The following is an 18,585-nucleotide window of genomic DNA, read 5'->3' as shown; positions in this document are numbered from 1 at the left end:
AATGCAGCTTTGTATGTTGAAAGCAAAAATTCATAGAGCCACAGTAACAGAAGCAAAATTAAATTACGTAGGAAGTATAACTGTTGATGAGGAACTTTTAGAACAAGCAGGTATACTTGAATATGAAAAAGTACAAATAGTTGATATCGATAATGGACAGAGATTTGAAACTTATACTATCTGTGGTGAAAGAGGTAGCGGTATAATTTGCCTAAATGGTGCCGCTGCAAGATGTGTTCAGACTGGGGATAAAATAATTATTATGAGTTATTGCAATTTAGATCAAGAAGAAGCAAAAACTCATGAACCAAGAGTTATCTTAGTTAATGAAGATAATTCAATTTATAAAATTACTAGTTATGAAAAACATGGTGAACTTAAGATGCTTTAAGGGCAGTTGATATTCTAAGTTATTTTAAGAATTTAATTACTAAATAGTACTTATTAGCGAAAAAATTTAATTATATTGGCGAACTTGTTATAACAAGTGAATGTATTCCATTGAGAGTATAGGCACTTGTTATTTTTTTATTACATAATTAAGACAAAATAAACTATAAATATAGAGATTGTTTTACCTATAGAGGGATTAACCTTAAATAGCACTTATTTAAGGGTTTATTATATTTTCATGATAAACCTAAATTTATATAGGAATAAAAACTATAGAAATAGGTAAAATAATAGCAAAGCCCATTAAGGAGAGAGAATGATATGTCTTTTTATCGTCTTGATATTAACGGAAAGATAGATTTAGGCGATTACACTAGCATCCAAGACTATCTTCAAATTGTAAGTTCCTATGATGATTTTGTAATTTCACTTGAAAAGGAAGATGAGAATACTGAGCTTATTTGTAACATTTTAGAAAGTAATAATTTTAAAATTCAAACCAAAGGAGGAGACTATGATGGACGATACTACATTACAGCATATAGAAGGCCATGAATTAGATAGGCCTCTAGTGGATCCAAATTATGAAGTTTATGAAGATATTCATGGATTTACGAACTTTAAAGCAGATGATGAATATAAGAGAGAAAAGCTTAGAGATATATTCTCACGAAACGGTTCAATATTATAGAAATAAATAGTTGTAAGCAAAAGATATTAATAGTTTTTTGCTTACAACTTTTTTATTATTTTTTGTAGAAGATTTAGATTAAAGGATGAGATATTAGTGGTACTATACCTATAGGAATTTTTTAGTTAAATTTGTAAAGAAAATATATTAAAATATAATTGGCTAAATCTTTCTTTTGTTTTATAATATTATAGAAATAAGACGGATAATATAGGAGTTATGGAGGACAGTCATGGAAAAGAAATATGTAATAGGTATTGACTTAGGTGGAACCAAAATCAGTGGTGCATTAGCAACTGTTGAAGGTGATATAATAAGTCAATATACAGTTCCAACAAAAGCTAGCGAAGGTGAATTACCAGTACTAGGAAGAATAATAGAAACAATTGAAAAAGTACTTGAAGAGGGTAAAGCAGTAGTTGAAGAAGTAAAATCTATAGGAATAGGGTCACCTGGACCATTAGATACAAAAACAGGAGTTATAATAACAACTCCAAACTTACCATTTAAAAATTTTAAATTAGTACAACCAATTGTAGAAAAGTTTGGCATACCAACTTATCTTGATAATGATGCTAATGCAGCAGCTATTGGAGAATATGTTTTTGGAGCTGGAAAAGGAACTGAGAACATGGTATTCATTACTGTAAGTACAGGTATCGGTGGTGGTGCTATAATCAATGGAAAAGCTTTTAGAGGAAGTACTTCAAATGCATTAGAAGTGGGACATATGACTTTAGAACAAGATGGTCCAATATGTGGTTGTGGAAATCATGGTTGTGCTGAAGCTTTAGCTTCTGGAACAGCAATAGGAAAAAGAGCTAAAGAAGCAGTTACACAAGGGCTAAAAACATCCCTTGCAAATTATGAGAATCCAGGATCTTATGAAGTTTTTCAAGAAGCAGCTAAAGGTGATGACGTAGCTAAAGAGATACTAGATAAAGCTCTTACATACCTTGGAATATGCGTAGGAAATGTAATCACATCTTTTGACCCTGAGATGGTTATAATTGGTGGTGGAGTTTCTCAAGGAGGAGCCGTAGTTTTCGATAAAGTAAAAGAAGTTGTAAAAGAAAGATGTTTCGAAACTTTAGCTGAAAATTGCAAAATAGTTCCTGCTGGTTTAGGAACAGATGCAGGAGTTAAAGGTGCTGTTGCACTTGCAATTCTTGAAAGCAAATAAAAATAGTTAACAGTAAGAAAATGGGCTGCTCTATTATATAGAGTAAGTTCATTTTTTTATTATATAGATACTTAATTGTTTCTAGGATTAAAAAATATTTTCGCAAATATGCTAGAATTTAGTTTTGATAATAGTGTAAAAAGATTAGAACCAAAAGGAATTCTATAGGGTTAACTAAGTTTTCTGTTAAAGATTAATTTAGAAAAAAAATTTTCTTTGTAAACCTTAGCATATGATATGATTAATTTGATAAGAGTAAAAATTCAAAAAGCTTTTTAAGTTTTAAAAATAGGACAAGATTTGATAGAGTAACTTATCAAAGGAGGATAAAATGACTAAAGTATTACTTATAAGACACGGAGAAACACATTTTAATATACAGAAAAGATTTCAAGGTTTTATGGATTCACCATTAACAGAAAAAGGTATTGCTCAAGCTAAGTTACTTTCAGAGCGACTTAAGAACACACATATTGACGTTATATATACAAGCTCCCTAGGAAGAGCAGTTGAGACTGCAGCTTTAATAAAGGGGGATAAAGATATAAAGATCATTGAAAATGATAATCTTAGAGAAATGAACCTTGATAGAATGGAGGGTTACACCACTGATGAACTTATGATTTCTCATAAAGAGCAATATCATAATTTTTGGAATGATCCAGACAAGTTTATACCGGATGGTGGTGAAACCTTTGAAGAACTTAGAGAACGAATTTCAAAAGAAATAAGTAAAATAGTAAAAAAGCATAGAGGTCAGACTATTGCGATAGTTTCTCATACTGTTGCAATAAAATCTTATATAGGATATATTGATAATCTTCCAATAGCACAACTTTGGAATCCACCATTTCTTCATCAAACTAGTTTAACAGTAATTGATTATGAAGAAGGAAAAGGTTCTATTTCGATGTATGCAGATATTTCCCATTTAGCTGAGGAAAAAGCAGAAAAGACAACGAAAACAGTATAAATTATAGATAGCTGGGTATTATTAAATTACTCGGCTATTTTTTTTCGATTTTGGGTGTTGAATATTAAAAAACCAAGTGATAATATATTTATAACGAAGGTCAAAGAAAGTAAAAGTCTAAAAGTTATTCATTCTTGTAAAGGAGATTATAATGGCAAGACTAACAGATATAATAGAAGCTTTTATAAAAGAGTTAGTTGATGAATGTAACTCAAATGAGCTAGAAATACAACGGAATGAACTTGCAGTACATTTTAGTTGTGCCCCATCGCAAATAAACTATGTGTTAACTACAAGATTTACAATGGAAAAAGGATATTACATAGAAAGTAAAAGAGGCGGCGGTGGATGCATTAAGATAAAAAAAGTTTCTTGTTTCTTAGAAAAAAATATAAAAGATGTGTTATTTGAGAAAATTGGAAATAGTATAACCTGTGGGGCTGCAGCAGAGGTTATAGAGATTCTTGTAAGTTTAGAGTTATTAACAAAGAAGGAAGCTGATATTTTAAGAGTAACAATAAATGATAGGACACTAGCATGTGTATGTAATGAACGTAATAGACTTAGAGCAGATATCTTAAAGTCAGTTTTATTATCATTAAGTATATAAATCTTTTTAAGTTTAATTTTCGATTTACCGACATAATATTTTAGAAAGACTTAATAAACATTTAAAATGTTAACAACATTAAGAGTCTAAATTTTTATGGCTAAGTAAAGTTTAAGATTAGAAAATCTAATACCTCAAGTATTTATAGGTTAGGAGGAAGAACTATGATATGCGAAAAATGCAAAGAGAATGAAGCAACTATTCATATAGAAAAATATATAAATGGAGAAAAGGAAGAAATGAATCTTTGTGAGAAATGTGCAAAGGAAACGGGAGCTTTTGGTATGATGGGAAGCTCAATATTTGGCGACTTTACCTTCCAAAATATTTTAAGTGGTTTTATGGATTATGTGAATATAGGTAAGAGTTCTAACGATATACCTAAAACAGAAGTTACTTGTAGTGGTTGTGGAACAACTTTAAGTGAATTTAGCAAAAAAGGAATAGTGGGCTGCGATACATGCTACAAAGATCTTGGAAGTTACATTATGCCTATTGTAAAGAAGGTTCAGAAAAACGTTGAACATAAAGGAAAGATACCTGAAAAATTAGAGAAAACTATTAAAAATAAGAAGTATTTATTAAAATTAAAAGAAGAACTTCAAAAAGCTATATTAGAAGAAAATTTTGAACATGCAGCAGAACTAAGAGATGAAATAAAAGGAATTCAAGCAGATTAGAGGTGAAAATATGAGGAATTGGATGAAGGGCGATGAGAACAATAATGATATTGTAATCAGTAGCAGAATCAGGCTAGCAAGAAATATGAAGGATAGAAAGTTACCACATAAGGAAACTCTAGAAAATTCAAGGGATATAATTTCAGAGGTTGAAAAAGTTTTTTTAGATAGAGAAGATAATGATTTTAAGGCAATTCATTTATGGGAGAATAAAGCAATAGAAAATGACTATTACTTTAAGAAACATCTCATATCTAATAAACTTATGGAAAATAAAGATTTTTCAGCATTTTTAGTGAATAAAGATGAAACTGTAAGCATTATGATAAATGAAGAAGATCATTTCCGAATCCAAGCAATTAGTTCTGGATTGAATTTTAAAGAAACTTATGAAACAGCTGATATATATGATAGTGTAATTGAAAAAAGTGTTGATTATGCTTTTGATGAAGATTTAGGATATATAACAGCATGTCCAACAAACTTAGGTACAGGAATGAGAGCTTCAGCAATGCTACATTTACCTACTCTAACTATGAGGAATGGAATAAGTAGCTTAGGAGAAACACTTACTCAAGTAGGGATGACTATAAGAGGACTTTATGGTGAAGGTTCAAAAGCGCATGGAAATATATATCAAATTTCAAATCAAGTTACTTTAGGCGTATCAGAACAAGAAATATTGGTAAACTTAGAATCAGTTATAAATCAAGTTATGAATAAAGAATTAAGCTATAGAGATTATATTTTAAATAATGCACAGATAGAAATAGAAGATAGAATATACAGATCACTTGGAATTATTACAAATGCTAGGTTGATAGATACTAAAGAAAGTTTAAAGCTTCTTTCAGATGTAAGATTAGGAGTAGAAATGGGTATAATTAAACATATAAGCATTGAAACATTAAATACTCTTATGGTAGAAATACAACCTAGTGCTATTCAAAAACAATGTGACAAGGAATTAGCCCAAAAGGATAGAAATATAAAGAGGTCAGAGTTATTAAGACAAAAATTAACTTAGGTGGTGATTTAAAATGATGTTTGGTAGATTTACGGAAAGAGCACAAAAAATTATTTATTTTGCCCAAGAGGAAGCGCAGAATCTTCAACATGGATATATAGGTACAGAACATATATTACTTGGAATTCTAAAGGAAGAAGGCGGACTCTCAAAGCAAGCACTAAATGAAATGAATGTTACTCTAGAAAAGGTTAGGGAGCTTATAGAAGAATACGAAGGTAAAGGGGATGCAGAGGTTGCAAAGAATGAAATTCCTCTTACTCCTAGGACTAAAAGATTATTAGATCTAAGTTTTTCAGAGGCAAGGGCCTTAAGTCATAACTATGTAAGTCCAGAACACATTCTTTTAGCACTAATTAAGGAAGGCGAAGGTGTTGCATTTACGATACTAAATAATCTAGGTGTTGACTTTAAAAGGCTTAGAGATAATATTGTAGATAGTCTTTCAGGAAAGCAACAGCAAGGTGATATTAAGGATAATAAGACTCATAGTATGCCAACACCAACTCTTGATCAATTTGGACGGGACTTAACTAAAATGGCAAAAGAAGCAAAGCTTGATCCTGTTATAGGAAGAGATAAAGAGACTGAAAGAGTTCTTGAGATATTGTCAAGAAGGACAAAAAACAATCCTTGTCTTATTGGTGAACCAGGTGTAGGTAAAACTGCTATAGCTGAAGGACTTGCTCAAAAAATTGTAGAAGGAAATATTCCAGAAATATTAAAAGACAAGAGAGTTGTAACATTAGATTTATCTTCACTAATTGCCGGTTCAAAATATAGAGGTGAGTTTGAAGAAAGATTAAAAAAAGTAATGGCTGAGATAACTAAAGCGGGCAATGTATTATTGTTTATAGATGAAATTCATACGATTGTAGGAGCTGGTGGAGCAGAGGGAGCTATAGATGCATCAAACATCCTAAAACCTTCTTTAGCTAGAGGTGAAATACAATGTATTGGTGCTACTACTCTAGATGAATATAGGAAATATATAGAAAAAGATTCTGCATTAGAGCGAAGATTCCAACCAGTTAAGGTAGGAGAACCTACAAAAGAGGAAGCTTTATTGATTTTAAAAGGACTTAGAGATAAATATGAAGCACATCATAGAGTTAAAATTACTGATGCTGCAATAGATGCAGCGGTAAACCTCTCAGACAGATATATAACAGATAGATATCTTCCAGATAAAGCTATAGATCTTATAGATGAAGCAGGGGCAAGAGTTAGAATCCAAAACTTAACGGCACCACCTGATCTTAAGAGTCTAGAAGAAGAATTAGAAAAAATCTCTAAAGAAAAAGCTGATGCTATTGGAGTTCAAGACTTTGAAAAGGCTGCTAGATTAAGAGATACAGAGAAAGAGACAAAAGAAAGATTAGAAAAGCTAAGTAAAGATTGGAAGAATAATAATAGTAGAACAGAAAACCAGGAGGTTGGAGAAGAAGAAATAGCAACGGTTGTTTCAAAATGGACCAATGTTCCTGTTGAAAAACTTACAGAAAAGGAATCAGAGAGATTATTAAAGCTTGAAGAAATACTACACAATAGAGTAATAGGGCAAGAAGAAGCTGTTATATCTGTAGCAAGAGCAGTTAGAAGAGCTAGGGTTGGACTAAAAGATCCAAAGAGACCGATTGGTTCATTCATATTCCTTGGACCAACAGGAGTTGGTAAAACAGAGCTTACAAAGGCATTAGCTGAGGCTATGTTTGATAATGAGAAGAATATGATACGAGTTGATATGTCAGAATATATGGAGAAGCATTCTGTAGCAAGATTAATCGGATCTCCTCCAGGATATGTTGGATATGATGAAGGTGGCCAATTAACTGAAAAGGTTAGAAGAAATCCATACTCAGTAATTCTTTTCGATGAAATTGAAAAAGCACATCCAGATGTATTTAATGTGTTACTTCAAATTTTAGAAGATGGAATTTTAACTGATGGAAAAGGAAAGGTTGTTAATTTTAAAAATACTATTATCATCATGACATCAAATGTTGGTGCTCACAGCATTAAGAAACAAAAGAGTTTAGGATTTAATACTGCTGGAGATATAAATAATTCAGAATATGAGAAAATGAAAGATAATATCATGGATGAATTAAAGCAATCTTTTAAGCCTGAATTCTTAAACAGAATAGACGACATAATTGTATTCCATAAATTGGAGGAAAAAGATCTAAGTGAAATTGTTAAGCTTATGCTTAAGAATGTTTCAGATAGATTGAAAGAGCAAGAGATATTCATTGAATTCGATGAAGAAGCTGAGAAGCTTCTTGCTAAAGAAGGATTTGATACAACTTATGGAGCTAGACCTTTAAGAAGAACTATAACAAAAACTGTAGAAGACAAATTATCGGAAGAGATTCTTAAAGGTAATGTTAAGAAATCTGATAGAGTTATAGTAACTGTAGAAGATAATAAACTTGAATTTACTAGAAAATAATCTAAAACTAATTTGTTTACCGCAGATTCATAGGTCTGCGGTAATTTTATTATAGTATGGGGATTATTTAAAATAACTTTATTGTGGTGTATAGTGGTTAATTCTTTGTTGAAAATACTTTCTTTAGGATAATGATATAAGATCTATTTTTTAGAAGTATTTGATTTTAATAATTAATTAGCTGACAAAGAATTGAATATACGGTGGAATTGTGGGAAAGTTAGTATATAATATTAAGTTGAAATGAAAAAATTTACATACGAGTTATAGTAGTTTAGTAATAAAAGAATATAAGCCTAACTAAGAGGTGAAAAAGTGGCAAAAATAAAAACAATATATGTATGTCAACAGTGCGGATATGAAAATCCTAAGTGGCTCGGAAAATGTCCTGAGTGTAATTCTTGGAATACTATGGTTGAAGAACAAAAATCAACTTCAGTGACAAGTAGCGTGATAACTTCAGCACAAAATGTTACTAGTGAACCTAAAAGCATAATGGTTATTAAGTCAGGAGAAAAAGAGAGATTTGATACGGGAATTAGTGAACTAAACAGAGTTCTTGGTGGAGGTCTTGTAAGAGGCTCATTAACATTGATTTCAGGTGCACCTGGAATAGGAAAATCAACGATACTTTTGCAAACAGCTAATAGTATTGCTAGTAAATACGGTAAAGTTCTATATGTATCTGGTGAAGAGTCAGAAGAGCAGATAAAAATCAGAGGTGACAGATTAAGCACTATAAATGAGAATTTACTGATAGTCTCTGAGACAGATATGGAAGCCATAGAAATTCATATTAACAATATAAAACCGGTATTTGTGATAATAGATTCAATACAAACAGTATTTAAGCCTTCAGTGACTTCAGCACCAGGTAGTGTTTCACAAGTAAGAGAGTGTTCTAATAGCATTATGCGGATTGGTAAGTCAAGTAATATTCCTTTCTTTATAGTTGCGCATGTAACTAAACAAGGAGAACTGGCAGGACCAAGAGTTCTTGAACATATGGTAGATACAGTACTTTCTTTTGAAGGAGAAAGAACAGAAGAATTTAGAATACTTAGAACGATGAAAAATCGTTTTGGAACCACTAGTGAAATTGGAGTTTTTGAAATGTGTGAGGAAGGATTACTTGCAATAAGTAATCCTTCAGGAGTATTTTTAGAAGAAACGAATTTTAATCAAGAGGGTTCTGTAGTAATTGGAATTATGGAAGGCTCAAGACCTATACTTGTTGAAATTCAAGCTTTGGTTACAGAGACTAAAGCACCAATGCCAAGGCGGACTGCAGTAGGGGTAGATTATTCAAGAGTAAGTCTAATTTTAGCTGTTTTAGAAAAAAAGCTAAAAATACCATTTTATAATTGTGATGTTTATGTTAATGTTGTAGGTGGATTAAATATAGAAGGCACGTCAGGTGACTTAGGACTTGCATTAGCATTGATTTCAAGTATAAAAGGAAATGAAATACCGTTAGAAAAGATGCTAGTTTTTGGAGAGATTGGACTAACTGGGGAAATAAGACCAGTAGCCTTTGGAGAAAGAATAGTAAATGAAGCATCTAAAATGGGATTTAAAAATATAATTTTACCTTATAGAAATACTCAAAAGCTTAAAAAACAGGATATTAATATAATAGGGGTAAATACTTTAAAAGAAGCATTCAGCAAAGTATTTAATAAACGATAAATATATATAGTTCTAAAAAATTTACTAATATAATTTTGTTTAGTAAAAATGATCTAAAAAATTTCAATTATAATAAATCTATATGTTCCGATAATAATCTTTCATATAATACTATCTATTGGCGGCAGTATACATACAGCAGCATCTATAGTTAAATATACACTTTGTAAGTTGAAAAAATTAAGTACTTGCTTGAGCAATTATTGTTTTATAGGAAAAGTAGTGAATCAATTATTCCTTGTAGTCAAAAATAATTGGCAGATAGGGGAATAATTGTAGTCCTTGATTCAATAAATTATGTTATCAAAAGAAATTTTTAAAGGGGTGAAAGGATAAGTGACAACTCAAAGGGGCGTCAAGGATCAAAATATAATGGATATACTTAAACGTATAGCACCAGGTACACAATTAAGAGAAGGCCTTGAGAATATACTTAGGGCGAAAACTGGAGGATTAATAATACTAGGAAATAGCGACCAACTTATGAAAATAGTAGATGGTGGCTTTAAAATAAATGCAGATTATAATCCTGCCTATTTATATGAACTAGCCAAGATGGATGGAGCTATAATATTAAGTAATGATTTAAAGAAGATTATTTGTGCTAACACTCAATTGATTCCAGATTTTTCAATTCACACCTTTGAAACTGGTACTAGACATAGAACTGCACAAAGAGTAGCTAAACAGTTTGGAGTTATAGCAGTAGCTATATCTCAAAGAAGAAATGTTATAACTGTTTTTAAAGATGACATAAAATATGTTCTTAGAGACAGTAGTACTGTTCTTGCAAGAGCAAATCAGGCTATACAAACTTTAGAAAAATACGTTGCAGTATTAGATAGAATAATTTCAAATGTCAATGTATTAGAATTTCAAGATATGGTTACCTTGTTTGATATTGCAACTGCTATTCAGAGAACAGAATTAGTGCTTAGAATAGTAGCAGAGATAGAAAGTTTTGTAATAGAACTAGGTGTTGAAGGGCGACTAATATCTATGCAAATGGGTGAACTTATCCGAAATGTTGAAAGAGAAGGACTTTTAATAATCAGAGACTATTGCGTCGTATCGGATGATTGTGAACAAGTATATGAAAGTTTTCAGCAGCTTGATGATGATGAAATTTTAGAATTAGATATGATTGCGAAGGTTCTAGGATATCCTGAGTTACCACTTATGGATACATTGATATCTCCAAGAGGTTATAGAATGACAAATAAAATTCCTAGGTTACCAATAGCAGTAATAAATAATTTGGTTAATTCTTTTGATAATTTTCAAGAAATTTTAAAAGCTTCTATAGAGGATTTAGATAAAGTAGAGGGAATAGGAGAAGCAAGAGCTAAAGCTATTAAGAATGGCTTAAGAAGATTACGGGAACAATCCATGTTAGATGTAAAGGCATAGCAAATATTTGCCATGCCTTTTATTAATTAAAATCACTTATTAAAGTAAAGGTTCTTATCTAAAACTAAATTTTCCTAAAGTGTTAATTTTGTCATTTTCTTTAAGTAGAATATCATACATATTTAAATCTAAGGTGTTACACAATGCAGCAACATAAAATAGATGATTTCCTAGTTCTCTTTCAACTATATCTCTACAGCTGTCACATAAATCTCCAATAACATGTGAATTTAAGGAATTTTTAAGTTTTTCATCGTTTAATGAATCTACATTAAAGTTCATTTGTTGCTTTTGACCGTTAACTTTGATACAACCACAGTTTGTAATAGCTTTTGATATTGCTCTATTGACCCTGGCATCAGATTCTTGAAGTTTTGATAATATATCAATGAGACTTCTGTGTCTAAGCAACGAGTCCTCAACGGTATTTTGAAAATCATCGAATATAACATCCTTCATATTGTTATCCTCCTCTTGGTAAACAATAAGACATAATTAAATTATAAGGTAAATAGAAATGTTTGTCAATTTATACATCTATCTTAATTAAATAATAAAGGATGTACCATTAATTGAATAGGGGGATAGTTTATATTTTTTTAAATTTATCAAGGAACTTGTTGAAATACTACGATAGATAATATAAACTTAACCTAAGTAGATATAAAAATTTACTATAAAAGTAGGTTTGTAAAAATTTCTTTGTTTAGTAGAAATTAAAAATGTCAATAATATTATTAGGAGGTGAATCTTTGATAAGAAAAATATTAAGAGGCCTTTTAACAGCAGCAGGAGTTACCATAGGTTATTTAATTGCCTCTGAGTTATTAACTGTTGATGTTATAAGGGAAACATTAAATTTGCGAAACAATTCTTTAACAGGTGTTTTAAGTTCTTTAGCAGTAGGATTATTATTTGGTATTATTTTTTTCTTATTGTCCCCTACTATAGTAAAAGGAATAGTAAAAGTTATAGATAGCTTTGAAAGATATTTTCAAAGGATATCAGTTTCAGACATAATAATGGGAGTTATCGGAGCAATAATCGGGATGATTCTAGGAGTATTGATAGGTATTCCTATATATAGCAAGTCAGTATTATTAGGAATTGTAGGAACCATTATTATTCTTATTTTTGCAATAATCGGTGCAGATGTGGCAGTAAAGAAAAAAGAAGAGCTATTTGCATTTATGGCTAATGCGAAAAAGAATGGTCTTGTTAAAGAAAAGAAGGAAAAAAATCATTCGAGATCTATTCCTAAAGTGCTAGATACTTCAGTTATAATAGATGGAAGAATATTTGACATTTGCCAATCAGGCTTTGTTGAAGGTCCTTTAGTTATTCCACATTTTGTACTTAATGAGTTAAGACATATTTCAGACTCATCTGACGACTTAAAAAGGACAAAGGGAAGAAGAGGTCTTGATATTCTAAATAAGATTCAAAAAGAATTGCCTATAGAAGTACAAGTTTATGAAAAGGATTTTACTGATATCCAAGAAGTAGACAGTAAGTTATTAAAGTTAGCACAAATACTAAATGGAAAAGTCGTTACAAATGATTATAACCTAAATAAAGTTGCAGAGGTTCAAGGGGTTCCTGTGTTAAACATAAATGAACTTTCAAATGCTGTTAAACCAGTATTACTTCCAGGTGAAGAATTAAATATCCAGATAATAAAAGAAGGAAAAGAACAAGGCCAAGGAGTGGCATATTTAGAAGACGGAACTATGATTGTAGTAGAGAATGGAAGAAACCGAGTTGGAGAACAAGTTTTTGTTAAGGTAACATCAGTTCTTCAAACTGCTGCGGGAAGAATGATATTTGCTACAGTAAAAAGTTAATAAAGAGGAAAGATATGAGTAAAGTTAGTGCAGTAATTCTTGCAGCAGGTAAAGGTAAAAGAATGGGAGCTGCAGTGAATAAACAATTTTTAGAACTTAAAGATAAGCCTATAATTTATTATGCTATTAAAGCTTTTGAGGATAACAGCAATGTAGATGAAATAGTTTTAGTTGCTGCAAAGGAAGAAGTAGAGTACATAAAGGAATCAGTTGTTAAAAAATATTTTTTTTCAAAAGTAAAAGAAGTTGTCATTGGGGGAACAGAAAGACAAGATAGTGTTTTTGCGGGTCTATCTGCGTTAAAAAACTGTGAGTATGTCCTCATCCATGATGGTGCTAGACCTTTTGTGACTAATGAAATTATAGACAATGGAATCAAGTATGTTAAGCAATATGGAGCCACAGCTTGTGGAGTAACTCCAAAGGATACAATAAAGTTGAAAGATGAAAATAATATTTCTGTGGATACTTTAAAAAGAAATGAACTTTTCTGTGTCCAGACGCCACAAACCTTTAAATTTGATGTTATATATAGAGCACATGAAATTATTAATCAAAAATCTTTAGAGGTAACTGATGATACTATGGCTGCTGAGATATTAGGAGAGAAGGTATATCTTTATGAAGGAACTTATGAAAATATAAAGATAACTACTCCAGAAGATATAATAATTGCTGAAAATATTTTAAATAGATTTCTTTAAGGACAGAATAAGATTTAAGAAATAGTGCTTATTGACAGTTTTTTTCAATCTGCGTATAATTAGAAAATATAAATAAATATCTAAGCGATGATGAAGAATAGTAGAAACAGCATTACAGAGATAAAACCAATTTGCTGAAAGGTTTTAAATGTTTTGAACCTACTTCGGAGTGTAGGAAAAAACTACCGGCGAGAAGCCGTTACCAGTAATGAGAACCAATTTAGGTGGTACCGCGATTAACACTCGCCCTAATTTTTAGGGGTGAGTGTTTTTATATTGTAAATATTTAAAGATAAGTAAGATTTATCTGGCTTCTCATGGGTTCTATAAAATAAATAATAAAATTCATGGTAAGTTATTACATGCATAGACATGTTGAAAAATAGTTTATGAAGAAGAGACAGGAGGAACTTAAAATGAAACTTTCAAAAGCGCTCATGTTAACTATGAGAGAGGTACCTGCAGAAGCAGAAATATCAAGCCATCAATTGATGCTTAGAGCAGGTTTGATGAGAAAAATGGCATCGGGAGTATATAACTACATGCCAATGGGATTAAAAGCACTAAAGAAGGTAGAAGATATAATTAGAGATGAAATGGATAAAGCAGGTGCTCAAGAATTTCTTGCTTCTGCATTAATTCCAGCTGAGTTATGGAAAGAATCTGGTAGATGGGACACTATGGGACCTGAGATGTTCAGATTAAAGGACAGAAATGATAGAGATTTTTGTCTTGGACCAACTCATGAAGAAGTATTTACTGATATAGCTAGAAATGAAATAAAATCATATAAGCAGTTACCAATAACTTTATATCAAATTCAAACTAAATATAGGGATGAGAGAAGACCAAGATTCGGGGTAATGAGATCAAGAGAATTCGTAATGAAGGATGCATATAGCTTTGATAAGGATAGCGAAGGATTAGATATAAGTTATAATGCTATGTATGAAGCATATAAAAATATTTTTTTTAGGTGTGATATAGAATGTAAGGCAGCTGAAGCTGATTCAGGTGCAATGGGTGGATCAGGTTCTGCAGAGTTTATGGTAAAATCAGAAGTTGGTGAAGATGATATAGTTTTCTGTAGTGCTTGTGATTATGCAGCAAACATAGAAAAATCACCTGCTACAGCAGAAGTTATGAAAAAAGAAGAATTAAAGAACTTAGAAAAGATTCATACACCAAATGCAAAAACTATTGAAGAACTAGTAAGTTTCTTTAAGGTAGACAGCAAAATGTTTGCTAAAACATTAATTTATAAAATTGATGAAAAGGTAGTTGGCGTTATGGTAAGAGGCGATAGAGAAGCTAATGAAGTCAAAATTGTTAATGCTTTAGGTGGTGCTGTTGAAGTTGAACTTGCAGACGATAAAACTGTATTTGATGCAACTAGTGCAAAAACAGGTTTTGCAGGTCCAATAAATCTTAAAGTTGACGAACTATTAGTAGATGAAGAAGTTTCTAATATGTATAACTTCATAGTTGGAGCTAATGAAACAGATTATCATTACACAAATGTTAACTACAATAGAGACTTTACAGGTAAAGTTGGTGATTTTAGAAAAGTAACAGAAGGAGAAAAGTGCCCAAAATGTGGTGCTCCAATAAATATTGCAAGAGGAATTGAAGTTGGACATATCTTTAAGTTAGGAACAAAATATTCTGAGTCTATGAATGCTGTATTTACAGATCAAGATGGAACACAAAAGCCATTCATAATGGGATGTTATGGTATAGGTGTTAACAGAACTTTAGCTGCTGTAATAGAACAACATAATGATGAAAATGGTATTATATGGCCTTTAGAAGTGGCTCCATATCAAGTAATAGTAGTGCCAGCAGTGTTTAAAGATGAAGTTCAAATGAAAAAAGCAGAAGAATTATATGATGCATTAAAAGCAATTGGTGTAGATGTTATTCTTGATGATAGAAATGAAAGAGCAGGCATCAAGTTCAAGGATGCAGATTTATTAGGAATTCCAATGAGAATAACTGTTGGTAAGAAAATTGCTGAAGGTGAAGTAGAGTTTAAATTAAGATCAAGTGCTGACTTAGAAGTTATAGCATACGATAAAGTGATAGATAGAGTAAAAGAAGAATTTAAAAAAATCTAGTTCATAGATTTTTACCTAGAAACTAAGTTTAAACTTAAAAGTTAGGTTTAGACTTAGAAACTAGGTTTTTTCTTTATTTTTCTTATATAAAATGATAATCTATATGTGATGAATAGAAACTTCATAAAAGTAAGGAGAGTAAAATGGATTTTGATATTTTAAAGAATAGTTTCACAAAAGAGTCAGCAAGTCAATTAAATTCTTTAGTTTTGGCTTATATAGGAGATGCTGTTTATGAAGTTTTTGTTAGAAGTCATTTAATAAACGAAAATAGAAATACGTTAGTTAATAAATTACATAAGGAAGCTACAAATTATGTAAAAGCAGAGGCTCAAAGCAACTTTATTCATGGAATTTTCAGTGAGCTCACGGAAGAAGAAGTTGCAGTGTATAAAAGAGGAAGAAATACTAAATCATATACAAAACCTAAAAATGCAGAAGTTAAACACTATAGAAATGCCACGGGTTTTGAAGCGTTAGTAGGATATCTATATTTATCGGAACAAATGGAGAGACTAAACTATCTTTTGAAGAAACTAATAGCAGAGACAAAATAAAAAACTTAGTAAGAGGTGCTATATCAATGAAAAAAGAGCCTAGAAAATCAGAAAGAGACAATAATAAATGGAATAAAGATCAAGTTAAAGGTAAGAAAAAAGATTTTTATCAAAAAGAAAATATAAAAGGTAAAGTCGATAGAAAACTAGAAGTGAGAAGAAATGAAGAACGAAAACCTAAAGATTTTGAAACGGTAAAATTTGAATCACAGGTTGTTCGTGAGGATATAATTGAAGGAAGAAATGCAGTTATAGAAGCACTGAAATCTAGTTCCACAACAATAGAGCAGATATTAGTTGCAAAAGGCGATACTACTGGATCAATTAATGTAGTTTTAGCTGAAGCAAGAGAGAAAAGATTAGTAGTAAAAGAAGTTGATAGAAAGAAATTGGATGAAATGTCGCAAACGGGAGTTCACCAAGGTGTAATAGCTATAGTTACTCCGTATAAATATTGCGAAGTTGAGGATATACTAGAATATGCCCAAAAAAAAGGTGAAGATCCGTTTATCATAATATTAGATGAGATAGAAGACCCTCATAATTTAGGTGCAATTTTAAGAACTGCAGAAGTATGTGGAGTTCATGGTGTGGTAATACCTAAAAGAAGAAATGTAGGAATTACACCAACAGTATATAAGACTAGTGCAGGAGCAGTACAATACATGAAGGTTGCTAAAGTACCTAATATAAATTCAGTCATTGATAGTTTAAAGAAAAAAGGTATTTGGATTTATGGTGCTGACATGGATGGAAAAGTTTATTGCCAAGATGCAAACTTTAGAGGAGCCGCAGCATTGATTATTGGAAGTGAAGGAAGAGGCATTTCGAAGTTAACTAAAGAAAAATGTGATTTACTTGTTAAAATCCCTATGGTAGGGCAAATAACATCACTTAATGCATCAGTAGCAGGCGGAATTTTAATGTATGAAATTTTAACACAAAGGATGAAATAATTGAGATATATATATATTGACGGATATAATATATTGAATAGTTGGCCAAATCTAAAGCCTAAAAACGATACTGAATTTGAAGGAGCTAGGCAAAGTTTAATTGAAAAAATGCAGAACTATGGTGGATATAATGGAGATAATATATTCATTATATTTGATGCACATTTGGTTCAAGGAAGCTTAGAAAAGGAAGAAATAGTGGGAAATGTAACTGTAGTTTTTACAAAAGAAGGAGAGACAGCAGATAGTTATATAGAAAGAACAGTTAATAATTTAGGACGAAGAAAAAATGTATTAGTTGTGACCAATGACTCTCTGGAACAACAATTAATATTCCAAAGAGGAGCTATTAGAATGTCTTCATTAGAATTCTATCATGAGGTAAAAAATATTGAAAAAACAATAAAAGAACAAACAAAACTTTTATCATATAGAAAAACGGATAGAATAGAAGATAGTTTAGATGAAAAAATATTGAAAAAATTAGAAAAAATGAGAAGAGGATGTTAAACTTCTTGACTAAGAAAAAATTTATAGGATATAATCTAATAGGGTATTATATAGAATGAGTTGATACTTACAGTTATGGGGGAGGGAAATCAATTTGGTACAGTTAGATAAAGAGGCATATGGAGAAAAAGACTATTACCAAATGATCGATGAAGAGATAGTTTTAGTAGCCAAGGATGGGGATTCAGATGCACTAGAATATCTTATCAACAAGTATAAAGGCTTTGTAAAATCCAAGGCAAAGTCATATTTTCTAATTGGCGCAGATAAAGAAGACATATATCAAGAAGGCATGATAGGATTATATAAAGCTATACGTGACTTTAAACCGCATAAGCTAGCATCTTTTAAGGCTTTTGCAGAGATATGTATAACAAGGCAGATAATAACAGCAATTAAAACAGCTACAAGGCAAAAACATATACCACTTAATACATATATATCTTTAAATAAGCCAGTATATGATGAAGAATCTGATAGAACACTTATGGATATGCTTACTACATTGAAAGTTTCAGATCCTGAGGAATTGATGATAAGTCGTGAAGAAATTCAAAGAATTGAAAAGCAAATAGAATGTGTTTTATCAGCTTTAGAAATAGAAGTTTTAAATTCATATCTAGAAGGGAAGTCTTATCAAGAGATTGCTTGCGATTTAGAGAGAGGCCCTAAGTCTATAGATAATGCTTTGCAAAGAGTTAAAAGAAAACTCGAGAAGAGCTTAAATGAAAATATAAAAAAATATTGACAAAATTTTAGCTTGATAGTAGAATTTATAAGTGTTTGAAT

Annotated in this window: 19 protein-coding genes; 18 read left to right on the top strand and 1 reads right to left on the bottom strand. The window is 31.0% G+C overall.

The window, feature by feature from the left end; all coding sequences use genetic code 11:
- The first annotated feature begins 1 nt into the window (after window position 1).
- The 11 genes from panD (at window position 2) to disA (ending at window position 11,108) form a co-directional block, all read left to right on the top strand.
- Entirely contained in the window at window positions 2-391 is a 390-nt protein-coding gene (panD, locus tag CLOCEL_RS18780) for an aspartate 1-decarboxylase (RefSeq protein ID WP_010073776.1), read from the top strand.
- 323 nt (window positions 392-714) lie between these two features.
- On the top strand, window positions 715-948 hold the full coding sequence (locus tag CLOCEL_RS18775; protein WP_010073775.1) for a hypothetical protein: 234 nt from the start codon (window positions 715-717) through the stop codon (window positions 946-948).
- The gene (locus CLOCEL_RS22915; protein WP_010073774.1) at window positions 911-1,084 is read left to right on the top strand and encodes a hypothetical protein; all 174 of its coding nucleotides are present in this window, start codon (window positions 911-913) and stop codon (window positions 1,082-1,084) included. Before CLOCEL_RS18775 ends, CLOCEL_RS22915 begins: the two co-directional genes overlap by 38 nt.
- A 232-nt stretch (window positions 1,085-1,316) precedes the next feature.
- On the top strand, window positions 1,317-2,267 hold the full coding sequence (locus CLOCEL_RS18770) for an ROK family protein (RefSeq protein ID WP_010073773.1): 951 nt from the start codon (window positions 1,317-1,319) through the stop codon (window positions 2,265-2,267).
- 331 nt (window positions 2,268-2,598) lie between these two features.
- Window positions 2,599-3,240 (top strand): histidine phosphatase family protein, encoded by a 642-nt coding sequence (locus CLOCEL_RS18765; protein ID WP_010073772.1) that lies wholly within the window; start codon window positions 2,599-2,601, stop codon window positions 3,238-3,240.
- A gap of 151 nt (window positions 3,241-3,391) precedes the next feature.
- Entirely contained in the window at window positions 3,392-3,850 is a 459-nt protein-coding gene (locus CLOCEL_RS18760) for a CtsR family transcriptional regulator (RefSeq protein WP_010073771.1), read from the top strand.
- Between the two features lie 164 nt (window positions 3,851-4,014).
- Window positions 4,015-4,530, top strand: a complete 516-nt coding sequence (locus tag CLOCEL_RS18755) for a UvrB/UvrC motif-containing protein (RefSeq protein WP_010073770.1) — start codon at window positions 4,015-4,017, stop codon at window positions 4,528-4,530.
- Window positions 4,531-4,540: 10 nt separating this feature from the next.
- Window positions 4,541-5,557 carry a protein arginine kinase gene (locus CLOCEL_RS18750; RefSeq protein WP_013291939.1) on the top strand — a complete coding sequence of 339 codons (1,017 nt, stop codon included), beginning with the start codon at window positions 4,541-4,543 and terminating at the stop codon, window positions 5,555-5,557.
- A gap of 13 nt (window positions 5,558-5,570) precedes the next feature.
- Window positions 5,571-8,009, top strand: a complete 2,439-nt coding sequence (locus CLOCEL_RS18745) for an ATP-dependent Clp protease ATP-binding subunit (protein ID WP_010073768.1) — start codon at window positions 5,571-5,573, stop codon at window positions 8,007-8,009.
- A 315-nt stretch (window positions 8,010-8,324) separates the two neighbouring features.
- Entirely contained in the window at window positions 8,325-9,698 is a 1,374-nt protein-coding gene (gene radA / locus CLOCEL_RS18740; protein WP_010073767.1) for a DNA repair protein RadA, read from the top strand.
- 336 nt (window positions 9,699-10,034) lie between these two features.
- Window positions 10,035-11,108: a DNA integrity scanning diadenylate cyclase DisA gene (disA, locus tag CLOCEL_RS18735; protein WP_010073766.1), complete on the top strand. Its 1,074-nt coding sequence runs from the start codon at window positions 10,035-10,037 to the stop codon at window positions 11,106-11,108.
- A 54-nt stretch (window positions 11,109-11,162) separates the two neighbouring features.
- Here disA and CLOCEL_RS18730 read toward each other — a convergent pair whose 3' ends face one another.
- On the bottom strand, window positions 11,163-11,567 hold the full coding sequence (locus CLOCEL_RS18730; RefSeq protein ID WP_010073765.1) for a nucleoside triphosphate pyrophosphohydrolase family protein: 405 nt from the start codon (window positions 11,565-11,567) through the stop codon (window positions 11,163-11,165).
- Between the two features lie 293 nt (window positions 11,568-11,860).
- Here CLOCEL_RS18730 and CLOCEL_RS18725 point away from each other — a divergent pair, with 293 nt between their 5' ends.
- The 7 genes from CLOCEL_RS18725 to sigH all read left to right on the top strand — a co-directional run bounded on the left by CLOCEL_RS18725 (window position 11,861) and on the right by sigH (window position 18,544).
- Window positions 11,861-12,952, top strand: coding sequence for a PIN/TRAM domain-containing protein (locus tag CLOCEL_RS18725; RefSeq protein ID WP_010073764.1), 1,092 nt, complete (start codon window positions 11,861-11,863; stop codon window positions 12,950-12,952).
- A gap of 14 nt (window positions 12,953-12,966) precedes the next feature.
- Window positions 12,967-13,656 carry a 2-C-methyl-D-erythritol 4-phosphate cytidylyltransferase gene (gene ispD / locus CLOCEL_RS18720; RefSeq protein ID WP_010073763.1) on the top strand — a complete coding sequence of 230 codons (690 nt, stop codon included), beginning with the start codon at window positions 12,967-12,969 and terminating at the stop codon, window positions 13,654-13,656.
- Window positions 13,657-14,072: 416 nt separating this feature from the next.
- Window positions 14,073-15,773, top strand: a complete 1,701-nt coding sequence (locus CLOCEL_RS18715; RefSeq protein ID WP_010073762.1) for a proline--tRNA ligase — start codon at window positions 14,073-14,075, stop codon at window positions 15,771-15,773.
- A gap of 143 nt (window positions 15,774-15,916) precedes the next feature.
- Entirely contained in the window at window positions 15,917-16,330 is a 414-nt protein-coding gene (locus CLOCEL_RS18710; RefSeq protein WP_010073761.1) for a Mini-ribonuclease 3, read from the top strand.
- A 26-nt stretch (window positions 16,331-16,356) separates the two neighbouring features.
- Window positions 16,357-17,286: a 23S rRNA (guanosine(2251)-2'-O)-methyltransferase RlmB gene (gene rlmB / locus CLOCEL_RS18705; RefSeq protein ID WP_010073760.1), complete on the top strand. Its 930-nt coding sequence runs from the start codon at window positions 16,357-16,359 to the stop codon at window positions 17,284-17,286.
- Window positions 17,287-17,796: an NYN domain-containing protein gene (locus CLOCEL_RS18700; RefSeq protein WP_010073759.1), complete on the top strand. Its 510-nt coding sequence runs from the start codon at window positions 17,287-17,289 to the stop codon at window positions 17,794-17,796.
- Between the two features lie 94 nt (window positions 17,797-17,890).
- Window positions 17,891-18,544, top strand: a complete 654-nt coding sequence (sigH, locus tag CLOCEL_RS18695; protein ID WP_010073758.1) for an RNA polymerase sporulation sigma factor SigH — start codon at window positions 17,891-17,893, stop codon at window positions 18,542-18,544.
- Window positions 18,545-18,585: the final 41 nt, after the last annotated feature.

This window comes from Clostridium cellulovorans 743B (assembly GCF_000145275.1).
Classification (GTDB): Bacteria; Bacillota; Clostridia; order Clostridiales; family Clostridiaceae; genus Clostridium_K; species Clostridium_K cellulovorans.
Note: the sequence above shows the minus strand (reverse complement) of the source record. Positions and strands in the feature narration are given on the sequence as shown.

Bases quoted from the DNA above. Each gene is read 5' to 3' on its own strand.
- panD (WP_010073776.1), top strand. From the start codon at position 2: ATGCAGCTTTGTATGTTGAAAGCAAAAATTCATAGAGCCACAGTAACA.
- CLOCEL_RS18775 (WP_010073775.1), top strand. From the start codon at position 715: ATGTCTTTTTATCGTCTTGATATTAACGGAAAGATAGATTTAGGCGAT.
- CLOCEL_RS22915 (WP_010073774.1), top strand. From the start codon at position 911: ATGGACGATACTACATTACAGCATATAGAAGGCCATGAATTAGATAGG.
- CLOCEL_RS18770 (WP_010073773.1), top strand. From the start codon at position 1,317: ATGGAAAAGAAATATGTAATAGGTATTGACTTAGGTGGAACCAAAATC.
- CLOCEL_RS18765 (WP_010073772.1), top strand. From the start codon at position 2,599: ATGACTAAAGTATTACTTATAAGACACGGAGAAACACATTTTAATATA.
- CLOCEL_RS18760 (WP_010073771.1), top strand. From the start codon at position 3,392: ATGGCAAGACTAACAGATATAATAGAAGCTTTTATAAAAGAGTTAGTT.
- CLOCEL_RS18755 (WP_010073770.1), top strand. From the start codon at position 4,015: ATGATATGCGAAAAATGCAAAGAGAATGAAGCAACTATTCATATAGAA.
- CLOCEL_RS18750 (WP_013291939.1), top strand. From the start codon at position 4,541: ATGAGGAATTGGATGAAGGGCGATGAGAACAATAATGATATTGTAATC.
- CLOCEL_RS18745 (WP_010073768.1), top strand. From the start codon at position 5,571: ATGATGTTTGGTAGATTTACGGAAAGAGCACAAAAAATTATTTATTTT.
- CLOCEL_RS18730 (WP_010073765.1), bottom strand. From the start codon at position 11,567: ATGAAGGATGTTATATTCGATGATTTTCAAAATACCGTTGAGGACTCG.
- ispD (WP_010073763.1), top strand. From the start codon at position 12,967: ATGAGTAAAGTTAGTGCAGTAATTCTTGCAGCAGGTAAAGGTAAAAGA.
- CLOCEL_RS18715 (WP_010073762.1), top strand. From the start codon at position 14,073: ATGAAACTTTCAAAAGCGCTCATGTTAACTATGAGAGAGGTACCTGCA.
- CLOCEL_RS18710 (WP_010073761.1), top strand. From the start codon at position 15,917: ATGGATTTTGATATTTTAAAGAATAGTTTCACAAAAGAGTCAGCAAGT.
- rlmB (WP_010073760.1), top strand. From the start codon at position 16,357: ATGAAAAAAGAGCCTAGAAAATCAGAAAGAGACAATAATAAATGGAAT.